We start from the raw sequence: 22,721 nt of genomic DNA, 5'->3' as shown, positions 1-22,721 counted from the left end.
GCGACCGGTTGCGTTCCGTAAGTCGACCCCTCGCTTCGGCTTCGCCTCAGCGATCCCCTTCCAGGGGATTACTACCTCATCAAGCGCCCTAGCTCCCGCCGCTGAAATATGCAACGCGAGCTAGCGAGCGTTTGCAGCCTTTCCGGGAGCTCAATGGGATCTCAATCCCCTTCCAGGGGATTACGACCCTATTGGGTTCCCTGAAAGGGGGTTGGGAGCGGAGGTCAGGCGTCGCGACGGCGGAGGGTCATCGCGATGAGGCCGGCGAGGGCGGCGAGGACCAGCGCGATGCCGAGCGCGTAGAGGACCTTGGTGCCGGCGGCGCCGGTGCTCGGGAGCTTGGTGCCCTGCTCGTTGACGACGGTCGTCGTGGCGGTGCCGGCGGCGGAGTCGACGGTGAACGAGGTCAGCTCCTGCGTGCCGTCCTCGCTCATCACCTTGAGGCCGGTGAGCTGCGGATCGTCGCTGTCGGTGTCGTACGTGCCGACGACCTTGAAGACGATCGGCGACGCGGTGTTGTAGCCGGACGGCGTCGTCGACTCGGTCAGGCGGTAGGTGCCGGAATCGAGGCCGGAGTAGGTGAACGTCGTCGCGTCGCCGGCGGCGATCGTCTGGACGGTGTTCCACGTGGAATTAACAGCATCGTACTTCTCGAGCGTGAAGCCAGCGCCCTTGAGCGGATTGCCGTGACCGTCGGTCTTGTTGACGACGGCCTTGAACGTGAAAACCGTCACCTTGTCCTTCGGCGTCTTGCCGGTCGGGTTCGTCGTGGAGTTCGGCACGTTCGAGAACTCGAGCAGCGCCTCGTTCGGGTTGCCGGTCGAGCCGATGACGGCGCCGGAGTTCAGCGTCGACGTGTAGTTGACGACGACCGCGTCGCCGGCGTTGACGACGACCGACGAACCGTCGGCGGCGGTCAGCGACTTGACGTCGGACAGCGCGACCTCGAACGTGCAGCCGTCGGCGAGCGCCGATCCGTCGCTGTTCGACGTGACGGTGTAGTTGACGTGGCCGTTGGCGTCGGTCGCCGGAATCGTCGTGCCGTTGACGGAGACGGCGACGGAGTCGGCGTTGAAGGTCAGGCCGGCCGACTGCGTGTCGTGGAACGTCAGCGCGTAGGTCTGGTAGGCGGCGAAGGCGGACTCGCTCGACGGCAGCGTCGCCGTGAGCTGGTACGGCACGGCGTCGCCGATGTCGTAGTCGGCGCCGTCCTGCCAGCCCGTCGGGTTCGTGGTGCCGGTGGCGGCCGAATCGTTCTTCTCCTGCACCTTCTTGACGAGCGTCGGCGTGTCCTTCTTCGGCGAGACGGTGACGCCGGCGTTGCCGGCCGTGCTGACGATCGTCGCCGACGCGGCGTCGCCGTCGGCCGGCGAGCTCGTCTGGACGACGAGGTAGTAGCCCGGTTCGACGGCGATGACGGCGTCGTCGCCGCTCGCCTCGGACTGGGTGCCGGTCGCGTCAGCCGGGAGGTTCTGCGTGACGGTGCGCGCGAACGTCGTCATCGCCGACGAGTCGAGGCCAGCGATGGCCGCCTGGATCGTCGCGCTGTCGGCGTCGTCGGCGACGCTCGCGCCGGCGGCATCGAGTCCGGCGATGATGGCGCTGCGGAACGATTCGTTGATCGTGTACGAGTACAGGTCGGAGCCGAGGTCGGTCGCGCTGAACAGCTCGTAGGCCGTGTACGTGTCGGCCGCGCCGCCGGTGACGGTGATCGTCGTCGTGGCGGAAGCCTTCACGGCCGGCACGACTTCGGCGGCCTTCGCCGGGCGGCTGAACAGCGCGCCGCCGGTCATGCCGGCGACGATGAACGCGACGCCGGCGACGAGCGCGGCGACGACGCGCGCTAATCGACGTAACTGGTTGGTGGTCATCGTGGTTCCCCCTTCGGGTGGACTTCTCTGGTTGTTCTCTTTGGTTCTCCATGGTTCCCGGTGTCTGGCCGGGAGCGTCTCCCCGAACAGGCGGAGGCGAAGCTTGGTGTTGTGCGGTGTTGTGCGGCGGTTGCGGCGATTCGCGGCGGTGCCGCCGGACGAATCGCTACAGGTGCCGGCGCAGCGCGAGCAGCAATCCGGCGAGCGCGACGGCGACGGCGACGAAGCCGGCGACGAGCACCCAGGCCGATCCGGCCCCGCCGGTGCCCGGCAGCGCGACCGATATCAACGTCGGGTTGTCGGGCTTGTCCGGAGTGTCGCCGGTGTCGGCGGAGGCGCCGGAATCGAAAACATGGACGGTGGAGATGTCGGTCAGCGAGCCGATGCCGGTCAGCTCGGCGCTGTTCGACAGCTTCGTCCACGTGTTGTCCTGGCCGGTGACGCGGTACTTGTACTGGATGACGAGCGGCGTGCTGTCCGGCAGCGTGAACGTCAGCGTGTCGTTGAGCGTGACGATCTGCTGCTCGCTGCCGTGCGCCTGCGCCGCGTACTGGAACGTGTAGCCGGTGCCGACGGCGAGCTGCTCGCCGGTGGTGCACTGCCACGCGGCGTTCGCCGAGTTCGATTCGTTGCGGTGGATGTAGTCGGAACCGCCCGTGGCCGTGCAGTCGGTCGCGCGATAGACCTTGATCGAGTTCGGCACGATGGCGACCTTGTACTTGCCGTACCAGGGGTCGTACTTGTAGGTCAGCGTGTCCTTGAGCGTCAGCGTCGCGCCGTTGGCGACGAGGTCGTCGCCGTTCGGGTTGACGACGACGGTGTAGAGCACGGCGTTGCCGTCGTATTCGCCGTTGCCCGGCGACGATTCGCCCGAATGGGACTTCGACAGCACCTCGCGGGCCGGTTCCTCGGGGTCCGGAGTGGGCTCGACCGGCTCGGTGGGCTCCGTGGGCTCGGTCGGTTCCGTGGGCTCGGTGGGATTGGTGGGCTCGGTGGGATTGGTGGGATCCGTCGGCGTCGTGGGGTCGGTCGGCGTTGTCGGCTCGGTCGGGTCGGCCGGCTTGGAGTAGGTCGTCGACGTCGACGACTTCGACGTGATCTCGTTGCCGTTGTGGTCCTTCGACGTCCCCGTGATCTCGTTCGTCGCGTTGACGTCGCGCTCCCCCACGCCGTCGGCCTGCGCCTTGTACGTGATGACATAGGTGTCGCCGGCCGCCATCTGCGGCAATGTCCCGGTGAATCCGGCGCCGTCCGCGGCCACGGTGATGCCGTACGAATCGTTCGATGCCGAACCGTCCGCCGGACCGACTTCGTCGGCGGAGAGCGGGGTGGACGAATCGAGCAGGAAATTGTTGTTTTTCCTGACGGTGACGAGGCCGGCGATGGCGTTCGCCGACATGACGTCGGTCAGCTGGACGTCGGTGGCGGTGCCCTGCTTGCTGGACACGACGATCGTGTACGAGATCGTGCCGTCGTCGCCGACTTTCGCCGCCGTCTTCTGGACGGTCAGGTCGGCGGCCGCGCGGATGCGGAACGTCAGCGTCGACGAATCGTTGAACTGGACGCTGCCGCCGTCGCCGCCGGCGATGTCGTCGACCGACGCCTTGAACATGACCGAGCCGTCGACCGGCGCGCCGGCGGCGTTTTTCGCGACGAACTCGTCGTTGAAGACGATCGTGACGATGCCGTCGGTGCCGATCACGTACCGGCCCGATTCGCTGCCGTCGCTCGCGAAGACGGTGCCCGAGCTGCCCTGCGAGAGCTTGATCGCGGCGGGGATGCGGTAGGTGATCGTGTTGCGGCCGGTCGCGAGCGTGCCGCCGGGCAGCGAGTAGCGCACGGTGAACCGCACGCTGCCGCCCGAGTCCATGACGGTGTCGTCGCCGACCGTCTGCCAGTCGCTCCAGTCGTTCGGCCGGTACTGTGCCGTCACCGACGTGATGAACGGCGAGAAGTCGACGGAAGTGTCGATGACGTCGGAGGACGTATTGCCGGAGGATGTATTGGACGTATTGGAAGCACTAGTGGTGTCGGTGGCGTCGGTGCCGGACGTACTGGAAGACGTGGCGTCCTGGGCATCGGCGGCCGACGACGATTCCTGCTGGTCGTCGGCCAAGGCGACGTTGCCCGGCACGGCGAACAGCAACACGGCCAGCAGGCTGCAGACGGCCGCGATGACGCGGCGGATGCTGCGGATGATGCCGACGGCGCGCCGGTCGGCGGCCGCGCTGACGCGAGGTTCAGTCATCGGACGGCTGCCCCTTCTTCTCGGTTCCTTGCTCTCCCTGAGAGGAACGGCGGCCTGCACGGCGGCCCCCGTTCCTGAACGAAGACTGGGAGAACCGTGGCAAAACCATGGTTTTCAGCTTCGTGATTGCCGAGTGTAGAAAAACGATTCGCGCGAAAAAATAGACGTTCGCGGCGGGCTATCATTCGCGGCGTGTCCAATGCACGACCACGAAACCTGTCCGTTTAGCCACCCGAGAGCGAAACCGCTTGCATCCGTCCCCCGTAAGCCTCGCCGCTCCCCCGAAATGTCACAAACCCGAGCTGGCAGCTCGGGTTTGTGACATCAAGACGTATTCAAGGACTTGCTCAGGAGAGGCGCCGGGAGGCCGGGCGCATGGCGGAGGCCAGGGCGACCAACGAGACGGCGGTGACGGCCAGGCCAGCGAGCATGAGGGGCAGCGCCATCGAGCCCGAGCCGCCAGTGGACGGCAGGGCGTATTCGTCGTCCGGGGCGGCACCGTCGCTGTCGTCGGGATTGCCATCGGTGTCGGAATCGTCGGGCATTGCCTCGTCGTCGTCCGGCTCGTCCGGGTTTTCCGAATCATCCGGGTCTTCCGATTCATCCGGATTTTCCGGTTCTTCCGAATCCTCCGGTCCGTCCGGGTCCTCCGACTCGTCGCCGTCGCCAGTACCGGGCCAGCCGGGCCATGCGCCACCGACAAAGTCGAAATCGATGTCGAAATCGAAATCGAAGTCAAAGTCAAAGTCAAAGTCAAAGTCGGGATCGTCGCCTTCGACGGAGGAATCGTCATCGGTCTCGCCGCCGTCCTCGCCGTCGGAACCGTCACCATCCTCGGAGTCGTCGCCGGCGGACGAATCGTTCCAGTCGTCATCCTCGAAGTCGTCCTCGATGTTCGCCTGCTGCACGTTGACGGTGGCGCGATCGGCGAGCGCGACGGTGTGATCGTGGATGCCGATGGTGTTGACAATCGCCGTCCAGATGTCGTATTCGGCGGTTACGCGGTATGAATACTCGATGACGAGCGGCGTGGCGTCCGGCACGACGATCCGGAGATAATTCTCGAGATACTGAACGTACGGATACTGTCCCGGCAACAACTCCGCCGGCCGCTGCTCCTCGTACTCGATCGCGTAGTCGACGCCGAGCCTGAGCTCCTTGTCGACAAGACAGCTCCAGCCGGCGTTTGCCGAGTTGACACCGTTAGGCATGAACGCGTCGTAGCCCTTCTGCTGGCAGTCGGTCGCCTTGAACACGCTGACCGACTGCTTGATGACGGAAACCAGGGCGCTGCCGTAGTAGGGATCGTGCACGTACGACAGCGTGTCGTCAAGCATGAGCGTGGGGCTGTCGGCGTCGAGGTCGTCGCCGGCCGGGTTGATGACGAGCGTGAAGTTGACGGCGTTATTCAGGTAGCTGCCCTCGTTGACTCTCTGCTCGCCGTAGTGCGCCTTCGACAGCAGCGTGCGGGCGTGCTCGAGCTCGGCCTCGGTGGCGGCCTGGGCATCGGGATCGTCGGCGACGGATGCTTCATCGGCAAGCGTGACGCCGGCGGACGTTCCGACAGCCGATGTTCCGGCTACGGACGTTCCCGTGTTGCCGTGCCCGACCTCGAGCAGTTCGGCGGCGACGGCGCTGTGACCCGGGACGGCGAACAGGACGAAGACGACGAACATGACGATCGATCCCATGGCGAATCGCCATGGGGCACGCCGCCTGCGCAGGCTGGCATGCGAACGGGATCGGGTCATGATGGTCGGGGCTTTCTGTCGTCGGGGCCGTCGTGATCGCCAGGCACGTTGTCTGTCTTCCGGGATGTCCAACCGGCACCCCGCGCATCCATTCCCCGGCAATTTTTCCCGCCGCGAACGCCACCGGCGGCGCCGCCGGCCTGCATCGCTGGAATGTCAACGATTCTCCACGCTACCAAACCCCGCGCGTCCGGTCTGCACCCCCACAAAATGGACACAAAAGCCATACAAGATGTCTGGTTCGAGGAGCGACTTCGCACTTTCCAGAAGGGCATTTGGAAAGTGCGAGGAATTACGCAGGTTCAGGGCCGGAAAACGGGTCGGCAGATAGGCCGGAACAGCGAAATAGTTCGCACTTTCCAAATGCCCTTCCGAAAAGTGCGAGACTGGTCCCGAGCCCCCGCACTCTTACTGGTCAATTCTCATGTACTTGTCACGTTCATGGGCGCTCTCGCCGCTTCGCGGCGTCGGCGGTCGACCCCTCGGCTCGCGCTGCGCGCTCGCCGATCCCCTTCCAGGGGATTAAATGCACGCCGTGCCTGCCGGAGCCGAGGGAGCAGCGCCGATTCCTTGTAGGGGTTGAGATAACAAAAATGTCACAGGCCCGAGCCATCGGCTCGGGCCTGTGACACCTGAAGAACAATGGTGGGCTCGATGGGGTTCGAACCCACGGCCTTTCGCTCCGGAGGCGAACGCTCTATCCACTGAGCTACGAGCCCTTCCGAGGCACTACTTTACACGACTCGCGGACAGTGTCCAGCCGGATTGCGTTTTTTCGCCGGAAACTCCCGGCGCTTCGCGGCTTCGCCGCTCCGCGACTCCCACCGAACATCGCTTCGCGATGTTCGACTCCCTCTGAAGAGGGAGTGGGCGCAGCGGAGGGAGTGGCCGTCCTACTCCTCCATCGTGTTCGTGCCGAACAGCTCGCCGAAGTGGGGGCCGCTGGCCGCGAGCTCCTGCTCGAAGCTGTCGGCCCAGTCGCCGTAGGGCTTCCAGGACAGCTCGTCGTTGCTGAATCGTTTCTCGTCGGTGATCTCGGTGACGCAGAATTTCGGGATGACGAGGTTCGTCACCGGCGACGAGCGCTTGCATTCGGCGATGACGAGCGGGTAGTTGCGGCCGCCGAAGACGTCGAGATTCCAGCCGTCCTCGCCAATCCACGCCGTGTAGCGATTCTTCACGATGACGTCGCCGCCGCGCATGATGAGCTCCGCGGCGATCCGCGAGTCGACCTCGCGCTCGGCTTCGTACCTGGTGCCGCCGACCGACGGCCCCTTCACCGTCACCGTCGCCGCGCGGAACTCGTCGCGATGCCGGCGCAGGACGTCGAGCGGATCGGTCGCGGCCGACATCTCGACCTTCGCTGTCCGACTCGTCATGCGCACGCGCAGCGCGTAGCTGTCGGCGTGCACGAAATAGCTCTGGATAATGAGCTGGGCGTCCCCGTCGTCCAGCTCCGACGGCATTTCCCGCACGAAGAACCGCCGTTCGAATTCATAGTCGTCGAGCACCGAAAATTCGTCAGACATACGTCCAGTCTAGGCCGATCGCCACGAGATGTCATAAAACCTCCTGAGACATCAAAGAGAAGAAGCTCCCTGAAAAGGGAGCTTCTTCCATATGACGTCAGTACGTCAGTACATCAGCGTGGCCAGCCGGCGACGGGCGCGGGCGACGCGGGGGTCGCCGTCGTCGGGAATCAGGAAGTATTCGAGCAGGCGCTGGCGGACGGGCTCGATGTCGGCCTTGTGGCCGGCGGCGAGGAAGTCGAGGAGGCGGTCGAACGCGTCCTGGATCTGGCCGCCGATCATGTCGACGTCGGCGACGGCGAGCTGGGCCTCGACATCGTTCGGATTGTCGGCGGCGGCGGTGCGCACGTCGCGCACGTTCGCGGTCGCCGAGCGGGCCAGCAGCAGCGCCTTCGCGCGCTCGCGGGCGGCGAGCTGGTCGGACGGGTCGGACTCGAGGACCTGCTCGTAGGCGGCGGCCGCGCCGGCGTAGTCGCCCTGCAGCGCGAGGTTGTGCGCCTCCTCGTGGGCCGGCGGCACGATATCGAGGCCGGCGGCCGCGGAATCGGCGCCGTCGCCGGAGGCGGACGAATCGTTCGACGCTTCCATGTACGGAGCCGTGCCGGTCACGCCGGCCTGCGCGGCGACGGCGACGAGCTGCGGGATGACCTGCTCGACGATCTGCGTAAGCTCGTCCGGCGACGGCAGGCCGGCGAGAATCGGCATCGGGCGGCCGCCGATCAGGCCGAACAGCGCCGGTGCGCCGGCGACCTGGAACGTCTGCGCGATCGTCGGGTTCTCGGCGATGTCGATGCGGGCGAGCTGGATCTGGCCGTTCAGCTTGTCGACGGCGTCGCCGAGCGCCTTCGCCATCGGGAACAGCCGGTCGTCCGACTTGACCCACAGCAGCAGCAGGATCGGGAACGTCGCCGAATTCTGCACCATCGACTGGAAGCTCGCCTCGGTGACGTCGACGACGTAGCCGCCGGCCGCCGGCGCGCCGCCGGCCTCGCCGGGCTCCGCCTCGACCTTGTGCTTGAGCGCCTCGAGATCCACGGCCCCGGCCATCGAAATGCCCGGCTTGAACGGCTGCTGCTGTGCCATGCTGCCTTCTTTCGTTTCGTAGGACAAATATGGAACGATTCTACGCGCGTTTCGGGGGTTCCGTCACTTGGCTCCCTGGAAGGGAGCTGTCGGCGAAGCCGACTGAGGGTCGACCGCACGACGTCGCGTAGCGACGAGTGCGCGCTGGCACGTTCGATTACGACGTGGCTTGAGTCCCGTCACGACGTGACTTGAGTCCCATCACGCGCACGCGTCCCGGCGCGCTCTCGCCGCCTTCGGCGGCATCGGCGGTCGACCCTCAGCCTCGCTACGCTCGGCAGCTCCCTTCCAGGGAGCCAAGCCTGAACGGTCTCTCAGACCGCCTCGACCTTGATGGCCTGGCGCTCGGCGCCGACGGCGGTGACCTTGTCGCCGGAGGAGGCCGGCGGGACGTAGAGGGCGACGACGTTGACGTAGGTGACCTTCATCGTGCTCGTCGCGGTGCCGTCGCCGAACAGCGCGCGCTCGGCGTCGCTGGCCGGCTGCGACTCGCGGCCCGACCCGGCCGCGCGTGTCCACACCGAGTTGATCTGTGCGACGACGAGGTCGCCGCCGTCGGCGGACCGCATGACCTTGATCTCGTCGAGGTCGGCGGTGAAGACCTGCTCGGACGTGCCGTCGTTCTTCTGCATCGCCTCGGCGACGGTCTGTTCGAGCTGCGCGAGCTCCTGGCGGAAGTAATCGTCGGTGAAATCGCCCGCGTACTGCGAGCTGTCGCCGTTCGTCAGCACGTCGGCGTAGCGCTCGACGGCTTCCTTCGGCGTCATGACAAGGCCGGAATCGTCGTCGGTGCCCATCGACGATCCGATCGACGGAATCTCGAACTTCGGCAGGCTGACGCCCTGGAACAGCCTCGCGACGCCCCACAGCTTGTAGTTCGAGCGGGCCGAATCCTGCGTGAAGACGAGCAGCCGCTTGCTCTGCTGGTCGCTCGTCGTCGTCGTGATCGAGAACACGGAGCGCGGCCAGCCGGAGTCGGTCGGGATGACGGTCTGCGTGATGTCGGTCGGGATCTCGGTCTTCGCGTCGAGGTTGCCGGTCTTCTGCGCGATCTCGATCTCGCTCGTGCGGATCTGCAGCTCGGGGCCGGTCATCGCGGTGTCGAGACCCTCGGTCGTCTTCGCGTCGTTGCACTCGGTGATCGTCTTGAGCAGCGCCTCGCGCATCTCCTTCTCCTGCTCCTCGGTCAGGTCGGGACTCGCGGCCGCGCTCGCGCTCGCGGAACTGCTGACGGTCGGCACCTCGCCCTCGCACGCGGCGAGCGAGACGCCCAGTGCCACCGCCAGTGCCGCGGCGACGGCGATCGTGATCGGTGAACGCTTCTTCATTTAGGCCTCCTTGGCGCCGGAACCGGCCGGCTTGGATGCGGAGTCGTGGTCGGTCGCGTCGATCGTCGGAATGACGGACGATTCGTCCGCCTCGATCGCGGACCCGGCTTCCTGGCTTTCCTGCGCCAGGCGCGCGAAGTACGCGGCAAGCTCGTCCTGCGTGATGACGGACGTCGTCTCGCCGTCGTTACCGTCGAGCGGCGACAATTCGTCCGCATTCGACGTGCTGTCCGCGGCGTTGTCGGCGTCCTGATGGCGCTGCCGGCGCTTGCGCAGCGCCTTGCGACTGATGCCGGTCAGCGTGATCTCGCCGGTCTCCGTCGTCGGCTCCGTCGGCTGTGCTTCGGCCGGCTTCTCCTCGGTAATGGGCGATTCCTGCGATTCCCGTGCCGGTTCTTCCGCCGATGCGACGGCGGTGCCGGCATTCGCGGCGGCGGTTCCGGCGGCGAGCACGTCGGCGGCGGACAGCGTGCCCGTCGCGGACATGTCGGTCGTGGCACTGGCCGCGGCGGCGTCGGAAGCGGGAGTCGCGTTGGAAGCATTATCCGCGTCGGCGGGCTGCCCGGCGGCGGTGGTGTTCGTCTCGCCAACCGCGGCCGCAGTGCCTGCCGCGAGGATGTCGGCGGCGGTCATCGTGCCGGTGCCGGTCGACGTCGCGGATGCGGCTGCCGTGTCGGCGCCCGCGGCGTCGCCTGCCGACCCGTTGGCCGCGGCGACGTCGGCGACGAGGTTGCGGGAACCCGGGTCGACGACGGTCGGGGTGGACGGCGCGGAGTCGCCGGACCCGGCCGTGGCGGACGAATCGTTCATGTCGATGTCGACAGGAGTGACGCCCGGCGCGTGGCGACGGCGCGGCTTCGACTTGTCGCGCTTCTTCGGCTTCATGACGGCGATCGTGCCGGTGACGGCGTCGGCGATCGAGACTTCCTGCTCGCGGGCTTCCTTCTTCTTGCGGCGGCGCTCCTCGCGCTCCTGCTCGGTGTGGCGGTGGACGAGCTTGCGGCGCTTTTCCGGCGGCCAGGCGAAGACCGATGCAGCGAGGATGGCGGCGATGACGAACAGGCCGGCCGCGAAGTAGAACGGCATCGCGAAGTTCGGCGGGTTCGTGCGGGTCCAGTGCATCGTGACGGCGGCCGAACCGGTGTCGGTGCCGAGGTCGACGATCGCGACGGACGTGTCGCTGGCGTTCGTCAGGTTCAGCGTGACGGTGTTCTGGCCGTCGGCCGAGCAGACATGCTGCGTCCACATGACCGAGTCGGCGAACGCGACGTCGGTGTCGGACGTCTTCTTGTCGCCCTGCGCGGCCTCGTTCGACGTCGACAGCGTCGACCAGTCGTTCAGGCCGGTGATGCGGGTGTACGGGAAGCCCTCCACCCAGCCGGCCGCGTCCTTCGCCGAGCCGACGGCGATGCAGACGGTCGGGGTGGTCGCGTTGGCGTCGGTGTTGTTGGTGTCGGTGGAGCCCGTCGACGTTTCCGTCACCGTCAGCGTGACGTTGCTGTCGACGAGGTCGAGCACGCCCGGATCGGTGAGAATGTATTCGCTGCCGCTCGTCGTCGCGGTGGCGTTGATGTCGGTGCTGGGCGCCCACGTCGTCTGGTTCAGGATGCCGAGCACGATGAACAGCACGGCCAGCAACCCGAGCACCGGCGTGACGATGCCACGCATGAACTTGGCGTGGCGCGACGGCGCATTCTTGCCGCGGGAGTCGTCCCGCTTCTCATCTGCATCACTCATAACGCCATCCATTCTACAGTGGCCGTCAACGACAGCCCGGCGGCGGCCCAGTAGTCCCATTCTTCCACGACGCGCGAGTCTACCCGGCGAATACCCCTGTCAGCTGACAACCAGCTGGAGAATTGCCCGGAATATCGAACATGTCACAATCCTGTGGTCGGACCGGGGAATTGCGACGCGAACAGGAATCAGAACAGCCGGAGCGTGTCGTCCTGGTAGCCGCGCATGTCGTCGTAGTCGAGGATCAGCGTCTCGAAGCCGCGGTCCTCGGCGAGCGTCCTGGCCTGCGGGGCGATCGTCTGGGCGGCGAAGATGCCGCGGACGGGCGCGAGCAGCGGATCGCGGTTCAGCAGCTCGACATATCGCGTCAGCTGCTCGACGCCGTCGATGCCGCCGTGTCGCTTGATCTCGATCGCGACGTGCTGGCCGGATCCGTCGATCGCCATGATGTCGACGGGACCGATCGCCGTCGGGTACTCGCGCCGCACCAGCCGCGCGCCCTCGCCGATGCGCTCGATCTGCTCGGCGAGGTACTTCTGCAGATGGTCCTCGACGCCGTCCTTCTTCAGCCCCGGATCCTCGCCGAGGTCGAACGATTCGTCCGAATAGATCTTGTGGAACGTGATCTCGAGCACGTCGCACCCCTTGTCCGCGCACGCGCGGATGACCTTCTCGGGCACCTCGTTCTCCGGCAGCGTCTCCCCCGCGGCGGCATCTGCGGTGTCGGCCGCGGCGTCGGCCGCGACATCGGCGGAAGAATCGTCCGACTTGCGAGAATCGTTCGAAATGTCCTTGAGCGTGCAGGGAGCCGCCATCCAGTTGAGGGGCTTGTAGGAGCCGAGCTCCGAGAAAATGAGCACGCTGTTGTCGGCCTTGACGAGCACGACGCGACGGGCACGCGGAAGCGACGCCTGCAGGCGGCCGGTGTATTCAGCCGAGCAGTCGGCGACAATGATACGCATAGTTCCCCTACCCTACCAAACCAAGCCGAATTCAAGAAGATGTCACAAACCCGAGCCGGTGGCCCGGGTTTGCGACATCAAAACCAATCAGTACTTCGCGAGGATGTCGATGACGAAGACGAGCGTCGAGTTCGTCGGGATGGAACCCTGCGCCGTGTCGCCGTAGCCGAGGTCCGGCGGGACGACGAGCAGGATCTGCGAGCCGACCTTCTGGCCGACGAGGCCGTCGATCCAGCCCTGGATGACGCCGCCGGACATCGACGCGTCGAATGTCGAGCCGGAATCCCACGACGAGTCGAACTGCGTGCCGTCGAGCAGCCAGCCGGTGTACTTGACGACGGCCGTGTCGTCCTCGCCGATCTCGTCGCCGTCGCCCTGGATCAGCACCTGCGTGACGAGGCTGTCGGAACCCTTGTAGCCGTTCATGTTGATCGACGGCTTGCCGTCGGAGTCGGTCGTCACGATCGGCAGGTCGGACGGGATGTCGGTGACCTTCGTGCCGGTCGCCTTCGTCAGGTCGGTCGACTGCGAGACGAACGTGAGCACCATGATGTAGGAGACGCCGCTGGAACTCGAGTCGTTGACGCCGATCGCAACGGTCGTGTTGATCTTCGACCCCTTGAAGACGCTGTAGTAGTTGCCCATGCCCGACTCGCTCATGACGATCGAGCAGTCGGGCGTGTTGTCCTCCCAGGTGCTCATCAGCTCGGTACCGTCCTGCACGTTGATCGCGATGCCCTGCGCGCAGACGCGGTTGCCGTCGGCGATCGTGTCGCCGTTGCCTTCCTGCAGGATGACGTAGCTCTGGTCCTCGACGGTCATCGGCGTGCTGCCCAGCTTGATCGTCGGCTTCTCGCCCGGGGTGCCGGTCAGCGTCACGCCGGAGATCTGGTTGAGTTTCGTCGAGCTGGACGAACTCGACGAACTCGACGAACTCGACGAGCTGCTGGTCGAGCTGTCGGAACTGGCGTCGCTGCCCGAACCGCAGCCGGCGAGGCCGATGCAGACGCAGACGGCCGCGAGGCCGGCGACCAGCCGGCCCACGAGGGAATGATGAGAAGTGTGCATGAGTACCTAGGATAATGACACGCCGTGAGAATTCGCCGCAGTCTTTACCAAGACTTCGCACTTTCCAAGGTGTCATTTGAGAAGTGCGAAGTTTTTCCTTGCTTGTGCTTCCATGGCGAGACTGGACCCTACGGAAACTTCGCACTTTTCAAATGCCTCTTCAGAAAGTGCGAGGTCAGCTTATTCTCCTACCCTTCTTTTCCCATCAAGACCACCCATTTCCCGACAAGAATGTCACAGGCCCGAGCCGGAGGCTCGGGCCTGTGACATTCTGCTTGGAGACAATGACCGCGGATCAGTTCCGACCGCGTTCCTGGCGGTTCTGGCGCCGGCCCTCGAAGCCGTCGCCCACCGTCATCATGCTGGTCTCGTCGGGGGCGGCGTTCGCGATGGAACGGGCGTGCTCGACGACGACGGTCAGCTTGTTGGAGTCGAAGGAAATGAAGCCGTCGGTCACCTCGAAGGAGCGCTTGCCGCCGTCGGGTTCAACGACCATGACGGTCCCTTCCTTGATCACCGTCAGCACCGGCTCGTGGTCCGGCAGGATGCCCATGCCGCCCGCGTACGCCGGGATGGTGACGGACTTCGCGGTGCCGCTCCAGACGGGACGGGCCGCGGACACGATATTCACTTCCATCGTCGATCCAGCCATCACTCACCAAATTCCTTCTGCATGTCGTGCCACTTCTTCTCGAGGTCGTCAATGCCGCCGATGCCCGAGAAGGCCTGCTCCGGGACGTTGTCGTAGACGCCGTCGCAGATGCGGGTGAACGCCTCGATCGTCTCCTCGGCCGGGACATACGAGCCCTCGACGCCGGTGAACTTTTCGGCGACGTAGAAGTTCTGGCCCAGGAACTGCTCGATCTTGCGGGCGCGGTTGACAATCGTCTTGTCTTCCTCGCCGAGCTCGTCGATGCCGATCAGGGCGATGATGTCCTGGAGTTCCTTGTTGCGCTGCAGGATGGCCTTGACGCGGTTGGCGCAGTCGTAGTGCGCCTGGCCGACGTAGCGCGGATCGAGGATTCGCGAGGTCGAGGACAGCGGGTCGACGGCCGGGTAGATGCCCTTCGACGCGATGTCACGGGACAGCTCGGTCGTCGCGTCGAGGTGCGCGAACGTCGTGGCCGGGGCCGGGTCGGTGTAGTCGTCGGCAGGCACGTAGATGGCCTGCAGCGACGTGATCGAGTGGCCACGGGTCGACGTGATGCGCTCCTGCAGGGCGCCCATCTCGTCGGCGAGGTTCGGCTGGTAGCCGACGGCCGACGGCATGCGGCCGAGCAGCGTCGAGACCTCGGAGCCCGCCTGCGTGAAGCGGAAGATGTTGTCGATGAACAGCAGCACATCCTGGTTCTCGACGTCGCGGAAGTACTCCGCCATCGTCAGTGCCGTCAGCGGGACGCGCAGACGGGTGCCCGGCTGCTCGTCCATCTGGCCGAAGACCAGGGCGGTCTTCTCGAGAACGCCGGCCTCGTCCATCTCGCCGATCAGGTCGTTGCCCTCGCGGGTACGTTCGCCGACGCCGGCGAACACGGAGACGCCGCCGTGGTTCTGGGCCACGCGCTGGATCATTTCCTGGATCAGGACGGTCTTGCCGACGCCGGCGCCACCGAACAGGCCGATCTTGCCGCCCTGCACGTACGGGGTCAGCAGGTCGATGACCTTGATGCCGGTCTCGAACATCTGGGTCTTGGACTCCAGCTGGTCGAATGCCGGCGGGTTGCGGTGGATGGGCCAGCGTTCCTTGACCGTGATGTTCTCGCCAGGCTTCTTGTTGAGGATGTTGCCGGCGACGTCGAAGACGTGGCCCTTGGTCACGTCGCCGACCGGCACGCTGATCGGGCCGCCGGTGTCGTGGACCTCGGCGGAGCGGACCAGGCCATCGGTGGACTTCAGCGCCACGCAGCGGGCGGTGGAGTCGCCGAGGTGCTGTTCGACCTCGAGCGTGATCGTCTGGTTCTTCTGTTCGCCCTCTTCCTGGGAGCCCGTGCCGGCGATCTCGACCGTCAGCGCGTTGTAGATGTCCGGCATGTGGCCGACCGGGAACTCGACGTCGATGACGGAGCCCTGGATACGGGTCACGTGACCGACGATCGGCTCGGCAGCCGTCGTCACATCGGAAGCCGCAGCGGCCGGAGTGCTTGTAGTTTCAGCCATTTCGCGATTCCTACTCTTCCTTGTTGAGTGCATCGGCGCTGCCGATGATTTCGGTAAGTTCCTGGGTGATCGCCGCCTGGCGCGAAGCGTTGAGCTTGCGGGTCAGGTCGTCGATCAGGCTGCGCGCGTTGTCGGTGGCCGTGTGCATGGCGTTCTGCCTGCTCGCCACCTCGGAGGCGGCGGCCTGCATCAGGCACTCGTGGATGCGCGAGCGGACGTACTTCGGCAGCACGGCGTCGAGCACCTCCTCGAGGCTCGGCTCGAAGGAGTACAGCGGGCGCACGCCGTTGGCGACGGACGCATCGTCCTGCACCTCGGTGTGCGTATGCACTTCGGCTTCGATGATCTCCACCGGCAGCATGCGGAGCACGCGGACCTTCTGGACCACCATGTTGATGAACTCGGTGTAGACGATGTAGAGTTCGGAAACTCCGCCCTCGTCGGCCGGCTTCATGTAGGCGTCCAGCAACGCGCTGGAGATGGCGTCGGCGACTTCGACACCAGGCTTCTCGGTATCGCCTTCCCACGTACGCGCAAGGTTGCGCTTGCGGTACTTGTAATACGTCACGCCGCGTCGTCCGTAGACGAACAGCTCCGGCTGCTTGCCCTGCTTGTCAAGGCGGTCGAGCAGATCTTCGGTCTCGTGAATGATCGACGAAGTATAGGCGCCGGCCATACCTCGATCCGACGTCAGGGCGAGGACGGCAACGCGCGGGTTGTCTTCCTTCTTCTCGGCGATCGGATGCGAGATATGGGAGTGGGATACCAGTGTCTGGACGGCATCGAAAATCGCATCAGTGTAGGGCTTCGCGTTCATCGCGACCTGACGGGCCTGTGCGATGTGCGACGCCGCGATCATCTCCTGGGCGTTGAAGATCTTCTCCAGCGACCCCGTGGAGGCGATCCTGCTCTTCAATGCGAGTTGCGATCCCATGGGTTACTTCTTTTCTGCCGTCTTCTTGTCGGAAGCCTTGGCGGCCTGAGCCTTGCCCTTGGCCTTGATCTGTTCCTGGTCGACCGGCGTGGCGGTGGCCTTCGTTTCCTCGTGGCTGACGAGCGGCTTGCCGGCCTTCGTGACGTACGTCTCGCGGTAGGCCTCGATGGCCTTGTCGAGCTTCGCCTCGGTTTCCTTGGTGAAGTCGCCGGTTTCGCGGATGACGTCGAGAATGTCGGTGTTGTTCGCCAGGTACTCGAGCATGCCCTTCTCGAACGGCAGGACGTCGACGATCTCCAGGTCGTCCATCTTGCCGTTGGTACCGGCCCAGACGGAGGCGACTTCCTCTTCCATCGAATACGGGGAGAACTGCGGCTGGCGCAGCAGCTCGGTCAGGCGGGAACCGCGGTTCAGCTGGGCCTTCGACGCGGCGTCGAGGTCGGAAGCGAACATCGCGAACGATTCCAGCGAACGATACTGCGCGAGCGAGATCTTCAGCGTGCCGGAGACCTTCTTCAGGGCCTTCGTCTGCGCGGCGCCACCGACTCGCGACACCGAGATGCCGACGTCGACGGCCGGACGCTGGCCGGCATTGAACAGGTCGGACTGCAGGAAGATCTGGCCATCGGTGATGGAGATGACGTTGGTCGGAATGTACGCGGACACGTCGTTCGCCTTCGTCTCGACGATCGGCAGGCCGGTCATCGAGCCGCCACCCAGGTCGTCGGAGACGCGTGCGCAGCGTTCCAGCAGACGGGAGTGGAGGTAGAAGACGTCGCCCGGGTACGCCTCGCGCCCCGGCGGGCGGCGCAGCAGCAGCGAGATCGAACGGTACGCCTCGGCCTGCTTGGACAGGTCGTCGAAGACGATGAGGACGTCCTTGCCCGAGTACATCCAGTGCTGGCCGATGGCCGAGCCGGTGTACGGAGCGATGTACTTGAAACCGGCCGAATCGGACGCCGGGGACGCGACGATCGTCGTGTACTCCATCGCGCCGGCCTCCTCGAGGCTCTGCTTGACGGAGGCGATCGTCGAACCCTTCTGGCCGATCGCGACGTAGATGCAGCGCACCTGCTTCTTCGGATCGCCGGATTCCCAGTTCTTCTTCTGGTTGATGATCGTGTCGATCGCGATGGCCGTCTTGCCGGTCTGGCGATCGCCGATGATGAGCTGGCGCTGGCCACGGCCGATCGGCGTCATCGCGTCGATGGCCTTGAGGCCCGTCGCCATCGGCTCGTCGACCGGGTGGCGGTGCATGACGTCCGGAGCCTGGGCTTCCAGGACGCGGCGGCCTTCGCTCTTGATCTCGCCGAGGCCGTCGATCGGGTTGCCCAGCGGGTCGACGACTCGACCCAGGAACCCGTCACCGACCGGCACGGAGAGCACTTCGCCGGTACGCCGGACCTCCTGGCCTTCCTCGATGCCTGCGAAGTCGCCGAGAATGACGACGCCGATCTCGCGGGCGTCAAGGTTAAACGCCAGGCCGAGCGTGCCGTCCTCGAACGTCAGCAGCTCGTTGGCCATGCAACCAGGCAGTCCCGTCACGTGCGCAATGCCGTCGCCGGCAGTCGCGACGTGGCCGACTTCGGCCGTCGGCGTCTCCGACGGCTTGTACGAGTCGACGAAGTCGTCAAGCGCCTTTCGTATCGTGGCGGGATCAATGGTAAGTTCTGCCATGATCACTCCTTATTGTTTTGGTTAAATTTCAATGCCTGCGGGGCGTGAATCGTTCAGTAAAATTTTTATTACATTCATTTACTAAACGATTCTCCCGTCACAGGACTGCGCCGGCCTTCGCCTTGCGCTGCAGGTTCTCGAGCTGCGCGACGACGGTGTTGTCCGTGACTTCATCGCCGACCTGCACTCGCATGCCACCCAACACGGTTGGATCAACCATGGAGTTAATGTGCACCGGGTGGCCGACCTTCTTCGAGTAGATCTCGACGAGCTTGTCGATCTGTTCCTGCTTGAGCGGCGTGGCCGTCGTGACGACGACGAGCGACTCTCCCATGTGACGGGAGAACTTCTCGATCAGCCACTGGATCGTCTCCAGGAACCGGCGCTTGCGCGGATTGGACGCGCAGTGCTCGGCGAGCCGGACGGTGACCGGCTTCATGTTCATCGGGTCGATCAGCGCGTGCAGCAGCTCGATGCGTGCCTTCGCCGGCGCCTGGGCGTCGGACAGGCGAGAGCGAACGACGGGAAGGTTCAGCAGCGCCGACTGGAGCTGTGCCAGCTCGATCGAGACCTGCAGCGTGTCTCCGTCCGCGTCCGCCTTGTACATCATGGCGTCCACGCCGAAGTCCTCCACCGCGTTGTCGATGTCGTACGCGCGGCTCCACGTGCGATTGACGAGATCGGACATGATCTCGCCGGTCAGCGGCAGCGCCTCGTCGCCCAGCAGCGTGTGCAGGACGGCGGTCTTGTCCGCAACCGGTCGGCCCGGGTCCGTCAGTGCGCGCTGGAGGCGCGGGTTGGCGTCCAGGACGTCGGTGATCGTGAACATCTCGTTGCCGAGCTGCCACGCGTCGTCGCCCAGGGCGGCGATCTTCTTCGCCATCAGGTCACGCGAATCGCGGTCCGACATGCGTGAGGCTTCTCCTCGCAACGTTCACCTCCCTTCCTTTACGGTTCGGTTCTCTTACTTCTTGGCCTCGGTGTCCATGTCGGCAATCATCTGGTCGATCATGTCGGACTGGACATTGGCATCCTTGAGCTCGGAGCCCAGGATCTTGCCGGCCAGGGCGGTGGCGAGCACGCCGACCTGTCCCTGGAGGCTGACCATCGCCTTCTGCTGCTGCGATTCGATCGAACGCTGGGCGTTCGCCGTGATCTGGGCGGCATCGGACTCGGCGCGCGAACGCGCGTCGGAGATGATGTGCGAGGCTTCGGCGCGGGCGTCGTCGCGGATCTTCGAGGCTTCGACACGGGCGGTGCCGAGCTGCGCTTCGTACTTCTTCTTTGCCTCTTCGGCTTCCTTCTGGGCCTCTTCGGCCTTCGCGATGCCGCCTTCGATCTTGGAGGCGCGCTCGTCGAACACAGACTGGAGCTTCGGCAGGAAGAACTTGTAGAAGAAGATGGCGACGATCACCAGGATGATCAATGACCAGACGATGTCGTAGCTCTTCGGCAGGAACAGCGAGACGCCGTCCTCAGCGAGAGTCATCATGTGCCTTCCTCCTTTCGTCTTCGTGGGCTTTCAGTGCTTCAGGTTCGCGTTGGATTCTTGATGGAAGAATCGTTCGGTCAGCTGAAGATGAAGGCGGCGACGAAGCCGAGGAGGGCCAGGACCTCGACGAACGCGAGGCCGAGGAACATCAGGGTCTGCAGGCGGCCGCCGAGCTCGGGCTGGCGGGCCGTGGACTCGATCGTCTTGCCGATCAGGATGCCCAGGCCAATGCCGGGGCCGATGGCGGCGAGACCGTAGCCAACGACGTTCAGGTTGCCGGCGACCTCAGCGAGGGTAACGATATCCATGGTTGTGTCCTTTCTGGTTTATTGCATTGCAGCAACAAAAAATTTTCCTTGCCGCCGTGGCGAATCGTGAATTTCTTTATTTCTCTGTTTATTTGAACGATTCGGCACGCGACGGCGCAACCCGCCGACTCAGTCGACTTCCGGGTAGCTCATGTTGATGTACGCCGTCGTCAGGATGGCGAAAATGTAGGCTTGCAGCGCGGCGACCAGCATCTCGAACAGATACATGAACGCGCCGGCGGCAAACGTGATGATGCCGAACGGCATCATGGCCTTGTTGACGACCTCGAACAGGAAGAACTGCGTGGCGGACAGGCACAGGGCCAGGATGAGGTGGCCGGACACCATGTTCGCGAACAGTCGGATCGTCAGCGAGAACGGGCGGATGATCAGCAGCTCGAGCAGCTGGATGGGCGCCAGCAGGATGTAGACCGGGGCCGGAACGCCCTTCGGGAACATCTCGTCGCGCAGGAAGTGGCCGAGGCCCTTCTCGCGGATGCCGGCGATCCAGTACTGCACGAAGCACCAGATCGCGAAGACGAGCGGCAACGTGATCGTGGCGCTCGCCGCGATGTTAAAGCCCGGGACCTCGCCGCACAGGTTGAAGACGAGCATCGTCAGGAACACCGTGAGGATCATCGGGACGTAGCGGCGACCGCGCACCTCGCCCATGACCTGGTAGACGATGTTCTTCTCGGTGAACTCGACGATCCATTCGACGGCACCCTGCCAGCGGCCCGGAATCAGCTTCGCGCGCGCGGCCGTGATGCCCAGCACGAGCAGCATGATGATCGTCGCGAGAATGCGGACGAAGATGATGCGGTTGATCGCGAAGGGCGTGCCCTGGAACAGGATCTCCGGGGGGAGAAAGTCGTCGATGCTCGGCATATCCATCGATGTGGCCGCGAGCGTGACGGCGCCCGCGCTGAATGCATCAATCATTCATGCCTCCTGAATCTCTCTATCAGTTGTCAAGTCTAGTCCAGCAACCATCGCCAAATTGTCGAGTCTTTTCAGCTGTCTTTGGAATGGTAGCTGTCCGCGGCGTGTCGGGGATCGGGTCCCGTCGGGGGCGTCGATGCCGTCGTCCGGTCGGGTCCGTGCCAAACCCCTTTGCCACGCGCCGTTCCGCGGATGTTCCGCGTCGTCGTTGTGCAGCGTCGTCCGCGACGGTGCCGCGGTGCCCGCTGCGTCGACCGGCGCGGTGTCAACCCGCGGAATCGTCCACAGTCCTGCCGCAGCGCTGCCCGCAGGAGTCCTGCAGTTCCGCTGGCCGGGGAGGCGGCCCATGCCGTCACCGTATTCGTTTTTTTCTCTTGTCGTATTGTTCGCGCGCGTGCAGGACATTTCCTCGGGGTCCCTCCGCAAACGCACGATGGAGTTTTACTCCCCCACATCGACTCCCGCGTTACGATGGCGTTTCGGCATGTCGCGAAGTTTGGTCCGGCGGCCTCGTGTTGTCCATTCGAAGCCGCCGGGAATGTCCGACTTCGCCATAGGCGTGGCGCTACCGTTCCGTCAGGCCGTAGCCGTCGCCGAGCAGCGGTTCGAAGCCGTCGGCGCGGGGGCCGGCGGGGGCGTGACGCAGCGTGCGGTCGGTGCCGAGTTTCTTCTCGGCGCGCAGACGCGGGATTTCGGACAGGTCGTACGGCGTGGTCTGGTAGACCCAGTTGAGCCAGTTGCGCCACAGCAGGTTGGCGTGGGCGCGCCACGAGAACAGCGGCTCGAGCGCCGGATTGTCGTCCGGATAGTAGTTGGCCGGGAACGGCACGTTCGTCAGGCCCCTCTTCATGTCGCGCTCGTATTCCTGGGCCAGCGTGTCCTTCGCGTATTCCCAGTGGCCGAGCGCGAAGACCTCGGAGAAGTCGCGCGTGGCGATCAGTCCCGGTCCCGCCGCCGGCCCCCACGTCAGCACCTGCAGCTCGTCGGAGCGCGCGGCGATGTCCTCCTCGTCGACGCCGGCCACGCGCGAATGCGGCTGCAGGCACACCTCGTCGAAGCCGTTCGTCAGGAAGCAGTACTCGTCCTGCAGGAACTGCGGGAAGACGCCGAACAGCTTCTCCGGCAAGTCGATCTTGTGCACGCCGTAGCGCTGGTGGAGCGCCGCCATCGCGCCCCAGCACAGGTACATCGTCGAGAACACGTGGCTGCCTGCCCAGTCGAGGATGCGCACGAGCTCGTCCCAGTAGTCGACGTCCTCGAACGCCATGTGCTCCACCGGCGCGCCGGTCACGACGAGGCCGTCGTAGCAGTTGTCCTCGAACGCGTCGAGCGTCTCGTAGAACTTGACGAGGTGGTCGGCGCTGACGTGCGTCGATTCGTGCGAGCTCGTCTTCATGAAGTCGATGTCGACCTGCAGCGGGCTCTTCGAGATGAGTCGCAGCAGCTGCGTTTCCGTCTCGATCTTCTTCGGCATCAGGTTGAGGATGACGAGCTTGAGCGGACGGATTTCCTGCTGTTCCGCCTCGGGCTTCTCGAGCGCGAAGATGCGCTCGGAGTCGAGGATCGCACGCGCCGGCAGTCCGGCTGGAATGTTGATAGGCATACCGTCATTATGTCGCGCCCCGTCGCGTCGTCCC

18 protein-coding genes and 1 tRNA gene are annotated in these 22,721 nt (G+C 65.0%); all 19 read right to left on the bottom strand.

Annotated features, from left to right (window positions below):
• Positions 1 to 224: 224 nt before the first annotated feature.
• Positions 225 to 1,871, bottom strand: a complete 1,647-nt coding sequence (locus F6S87_RS06950; RefSeq protein WP_163227933.1) for an isopeptide-forming domain-containing fimbrial protein — start codon at positions 1,869 to 1,871, stop codon at positions 225 to 227.
• A 166-nt stretch (positions 1,872 to 2,037) separates the two neighbouring features.
• Entirely contained in the window at positions 2,038 to 4,119 is a 2,082-nt protein-coding gene (locus F6S87_RS08635) for an LPXTG cell wall anchor domain-containing protein (protein ID WP_196779156.1), read from the bottom strand.
• 347 nt (positions 4,120 to 4,466) lie between these two features.
• Positions 4,467 to 5,810 (bottom strand): DUF2457 domain-containing protein, encoded by a 1,344-nt coding sequence (locus F6S87_RS06940; protein ID WP_163227932.1) that lies wholly within the window; start codon positions 5,808 to 5,810, stop codon positions 4,467 to 4,469.
• A 703-nt stretch (positions 5,811 to 6,513) separates the two neighbouring features.
• A tRNA-Arg gene (locus F6S87_RS06935) sits at positions 6,514 to 6,589 on the bottom strand.
• A 174-nt stretch (positions 6,590 to 6,763) separates the two neighbouring features.
• The gene (locus F6S87_RS06930) at positions 6,764 to 7,399 is read right to left on the bottom strand and encodes a CYTH domain-containing protein (RefSeq protein WP_163227931.1); all 636 of its coding nucleotides are present in this window, start codon (positions 7,397 to 7,399) and stop codon (positions 6,764 to 6,766) included.
• A 105-nt stretch (positions 7,400 to 7,504) separates the two neighbouring features.
• Positions 7,505 to 8,482: a tetratricopeptide repeat protein gene (locus F6S87_RS06925; RefSeq protein WP_163227930.1), complete on the bottom strand. Its 978-nt coding sequence runs from the start codon at positions 8,480 to 8,482 to the stop codon at positions 7,505 to 7,507.
• A 314-nt stretch (positions 8,483 to 8,796) separates the two neighbouring features.
• Positions 8,797 to 9,810, bottom strand: coding sequence for a hypothetical protein (locus F6S87_RS06920; RefSeq protein ID WP_163227929.1), 1,014 nt, complete (start codon positions 9,808 to 9,810; stop codon positions 8,797 to 8,799).
• A complete protein-coding gene (locus F6S87_RS06915) occupies positions 9,811 to 11,547 on the bottom strand; it encodes a hypothetical protein (protein WP_163227872.1) in 1,737 nt (578 codons plus the stop codon).
• Positions 11,548 to 11,735: 188 nt separating this feature from the next.
• Entirely contained in the window at positions 11,736 to 12,509 is a 774-nt protein-coding gene (nucS, locus tag F6S87_RS06910; protein WP_163227928.1) for an endonuclease NucS, read from the bottom strand.
• A gap of 87 nt (positions 12,510 to 12,596) precedes the next feature.
• Positions 12,597 to 13,577: an FKBP-type peptidyl-prolyl cis-trans isomerase gene (locus F6S87_RS06905; RefSeq protein ID WP_163227927.1), complete on the bottom strand. Its 981-nt coding sequence runs from the start codon at positions 13,575 to 13,577 to the stop codon at positions 12,597 to 12,599.
• Positions 13,578 to 13,872: 295 nt separating this feature from the next.
• Positions 13,873 to 14,229 (bottom strand): F0F1 ATP synthase subunit epsilon, encoded by a 357-nt coding sequence (locus F6S87_RS06900; RefSeq protein ID WP_163228061.1) that lies wholly within the window; start codon positions 14,227 to 14,229, stop codon positions 13,873 to 13,875.
• Positions 14,229 to 15,731: a F0F1 ATP synthase subunit beta gene (gene atpD, locus F6S87_RS06895; protein ID WP_163227926.1), complete on the bottom strand. Its 1,503-nt coding sequence runs from the start codon at positions 15,729 to 15,731 to the stop codon at positions 14,229 to 14,231. Before atpD ends, F6S87_RS06900 begins: the two co-directional genes overlap by 1 nt.
• 10 nt (positions 15,732 to 15,741) lie before the next feature.
• Positions 15,742 to 16,665, bottom strand: coding sequence for a F0F1 ATP synthase subunit gamma (locus F6S87_RS06890; RefSeq protein WP_163227925.1), 924 nt, complete (start codon positions 16,663 to 16,665; stop codon positions 15,742 to 15,744).
• Between the two features lie 3 nt (positions 16,666 to 16,668).
• The gene (gene atpA, locus F6S87_RS06885; RefSeq protein WP_163227924.1) at positions 16,669 to 18,342 is read right to left on the bottom strand and encodes a F0F1 ATP synthase subunit alpha; all 1,674 of its coding nucleotides are present in this window, start codon (positions 18,340 to 18,342) and stop codon (positions 16,669 to 16,671) included.
• A 97-nt stretch (positions 18,343 to 18,439) separates the two neighbouring features.
• A complete protein-coding gene (locus F6S87_RS06880; protein WP_163227923.1) occupies positions 18,440 to 19,273 on the bottom strand; it encodes a F0F1 ATP synthase subunit delta in 834 nt (277 codons plus the stop codon).
• 33 nt (positions 19,274 to 19,306) lie between these two features.
• Positions 19,307 to 19,831: a F0F1 ATP synthase subunit B gene (locus tag F6S87_RS06875; protein ID WP_163228060.1), complete on the bottom strand. Its 525-nt coding sequence runs from the start codon at positions 19,829 to 19,831 to the stop codon at positions 19,307 to 19,309.
• 80 nt (positions 19,832 to 19,911) lie between these two features.
• Positions 19,912 to 20,142: an ATP synthase F0 subunit C gene (atpE, locus tag F6S87_RS06870; RefSeq protein WP_163227922.1), complete on the bottom strand. Its 231-nt coding sequence runs from the start codon at positions 20,140 to 20,142 to the stop codon at positions 19,912 to 19,914.
• 129 nt (positions 20,143 to 20,271) lie between these two features.
• A complete protein-coding gene (gene atpB, locus F6S87_RS06865) occupies positions 20,272 to 21,084 on the bottom strand; it encodes a F0F1 ATP synthase subunit A (RefSeq protein ID WP_163227921.1) in 813 nt (270 codons plus the stop codon).
• 565 nt (positions 21,085 to 21,649) lie between these two features.
• A complete protein-coding gene (locus tag F6S87_RS06860) occupies positions 21,650 to 22,687 on the bottom strand; it encodes a homoserine O-succinyltransferase (RefSeq protein WP_163227920.1) in 1,038 nt (345 codons plus the stop codon).
• Positions 22,688 to 22,721: the final 34 nt, after the last annotated feature.

This window comes from Bifidobacterium choloepi (genome assembly GCF_010667615.1).
GTDB lineage: Bacteria > Actinomycetota > Actinomycetes > Actinomycetales > Bifidobacteriaceae > Bifidobacterium > Bifidobacterium choloepi.
The sequence above is the reverse complement of the archived record's forward strand: the minus strand, read 5'-3'. Positions and strand labels throughout refer to the sequence as shown.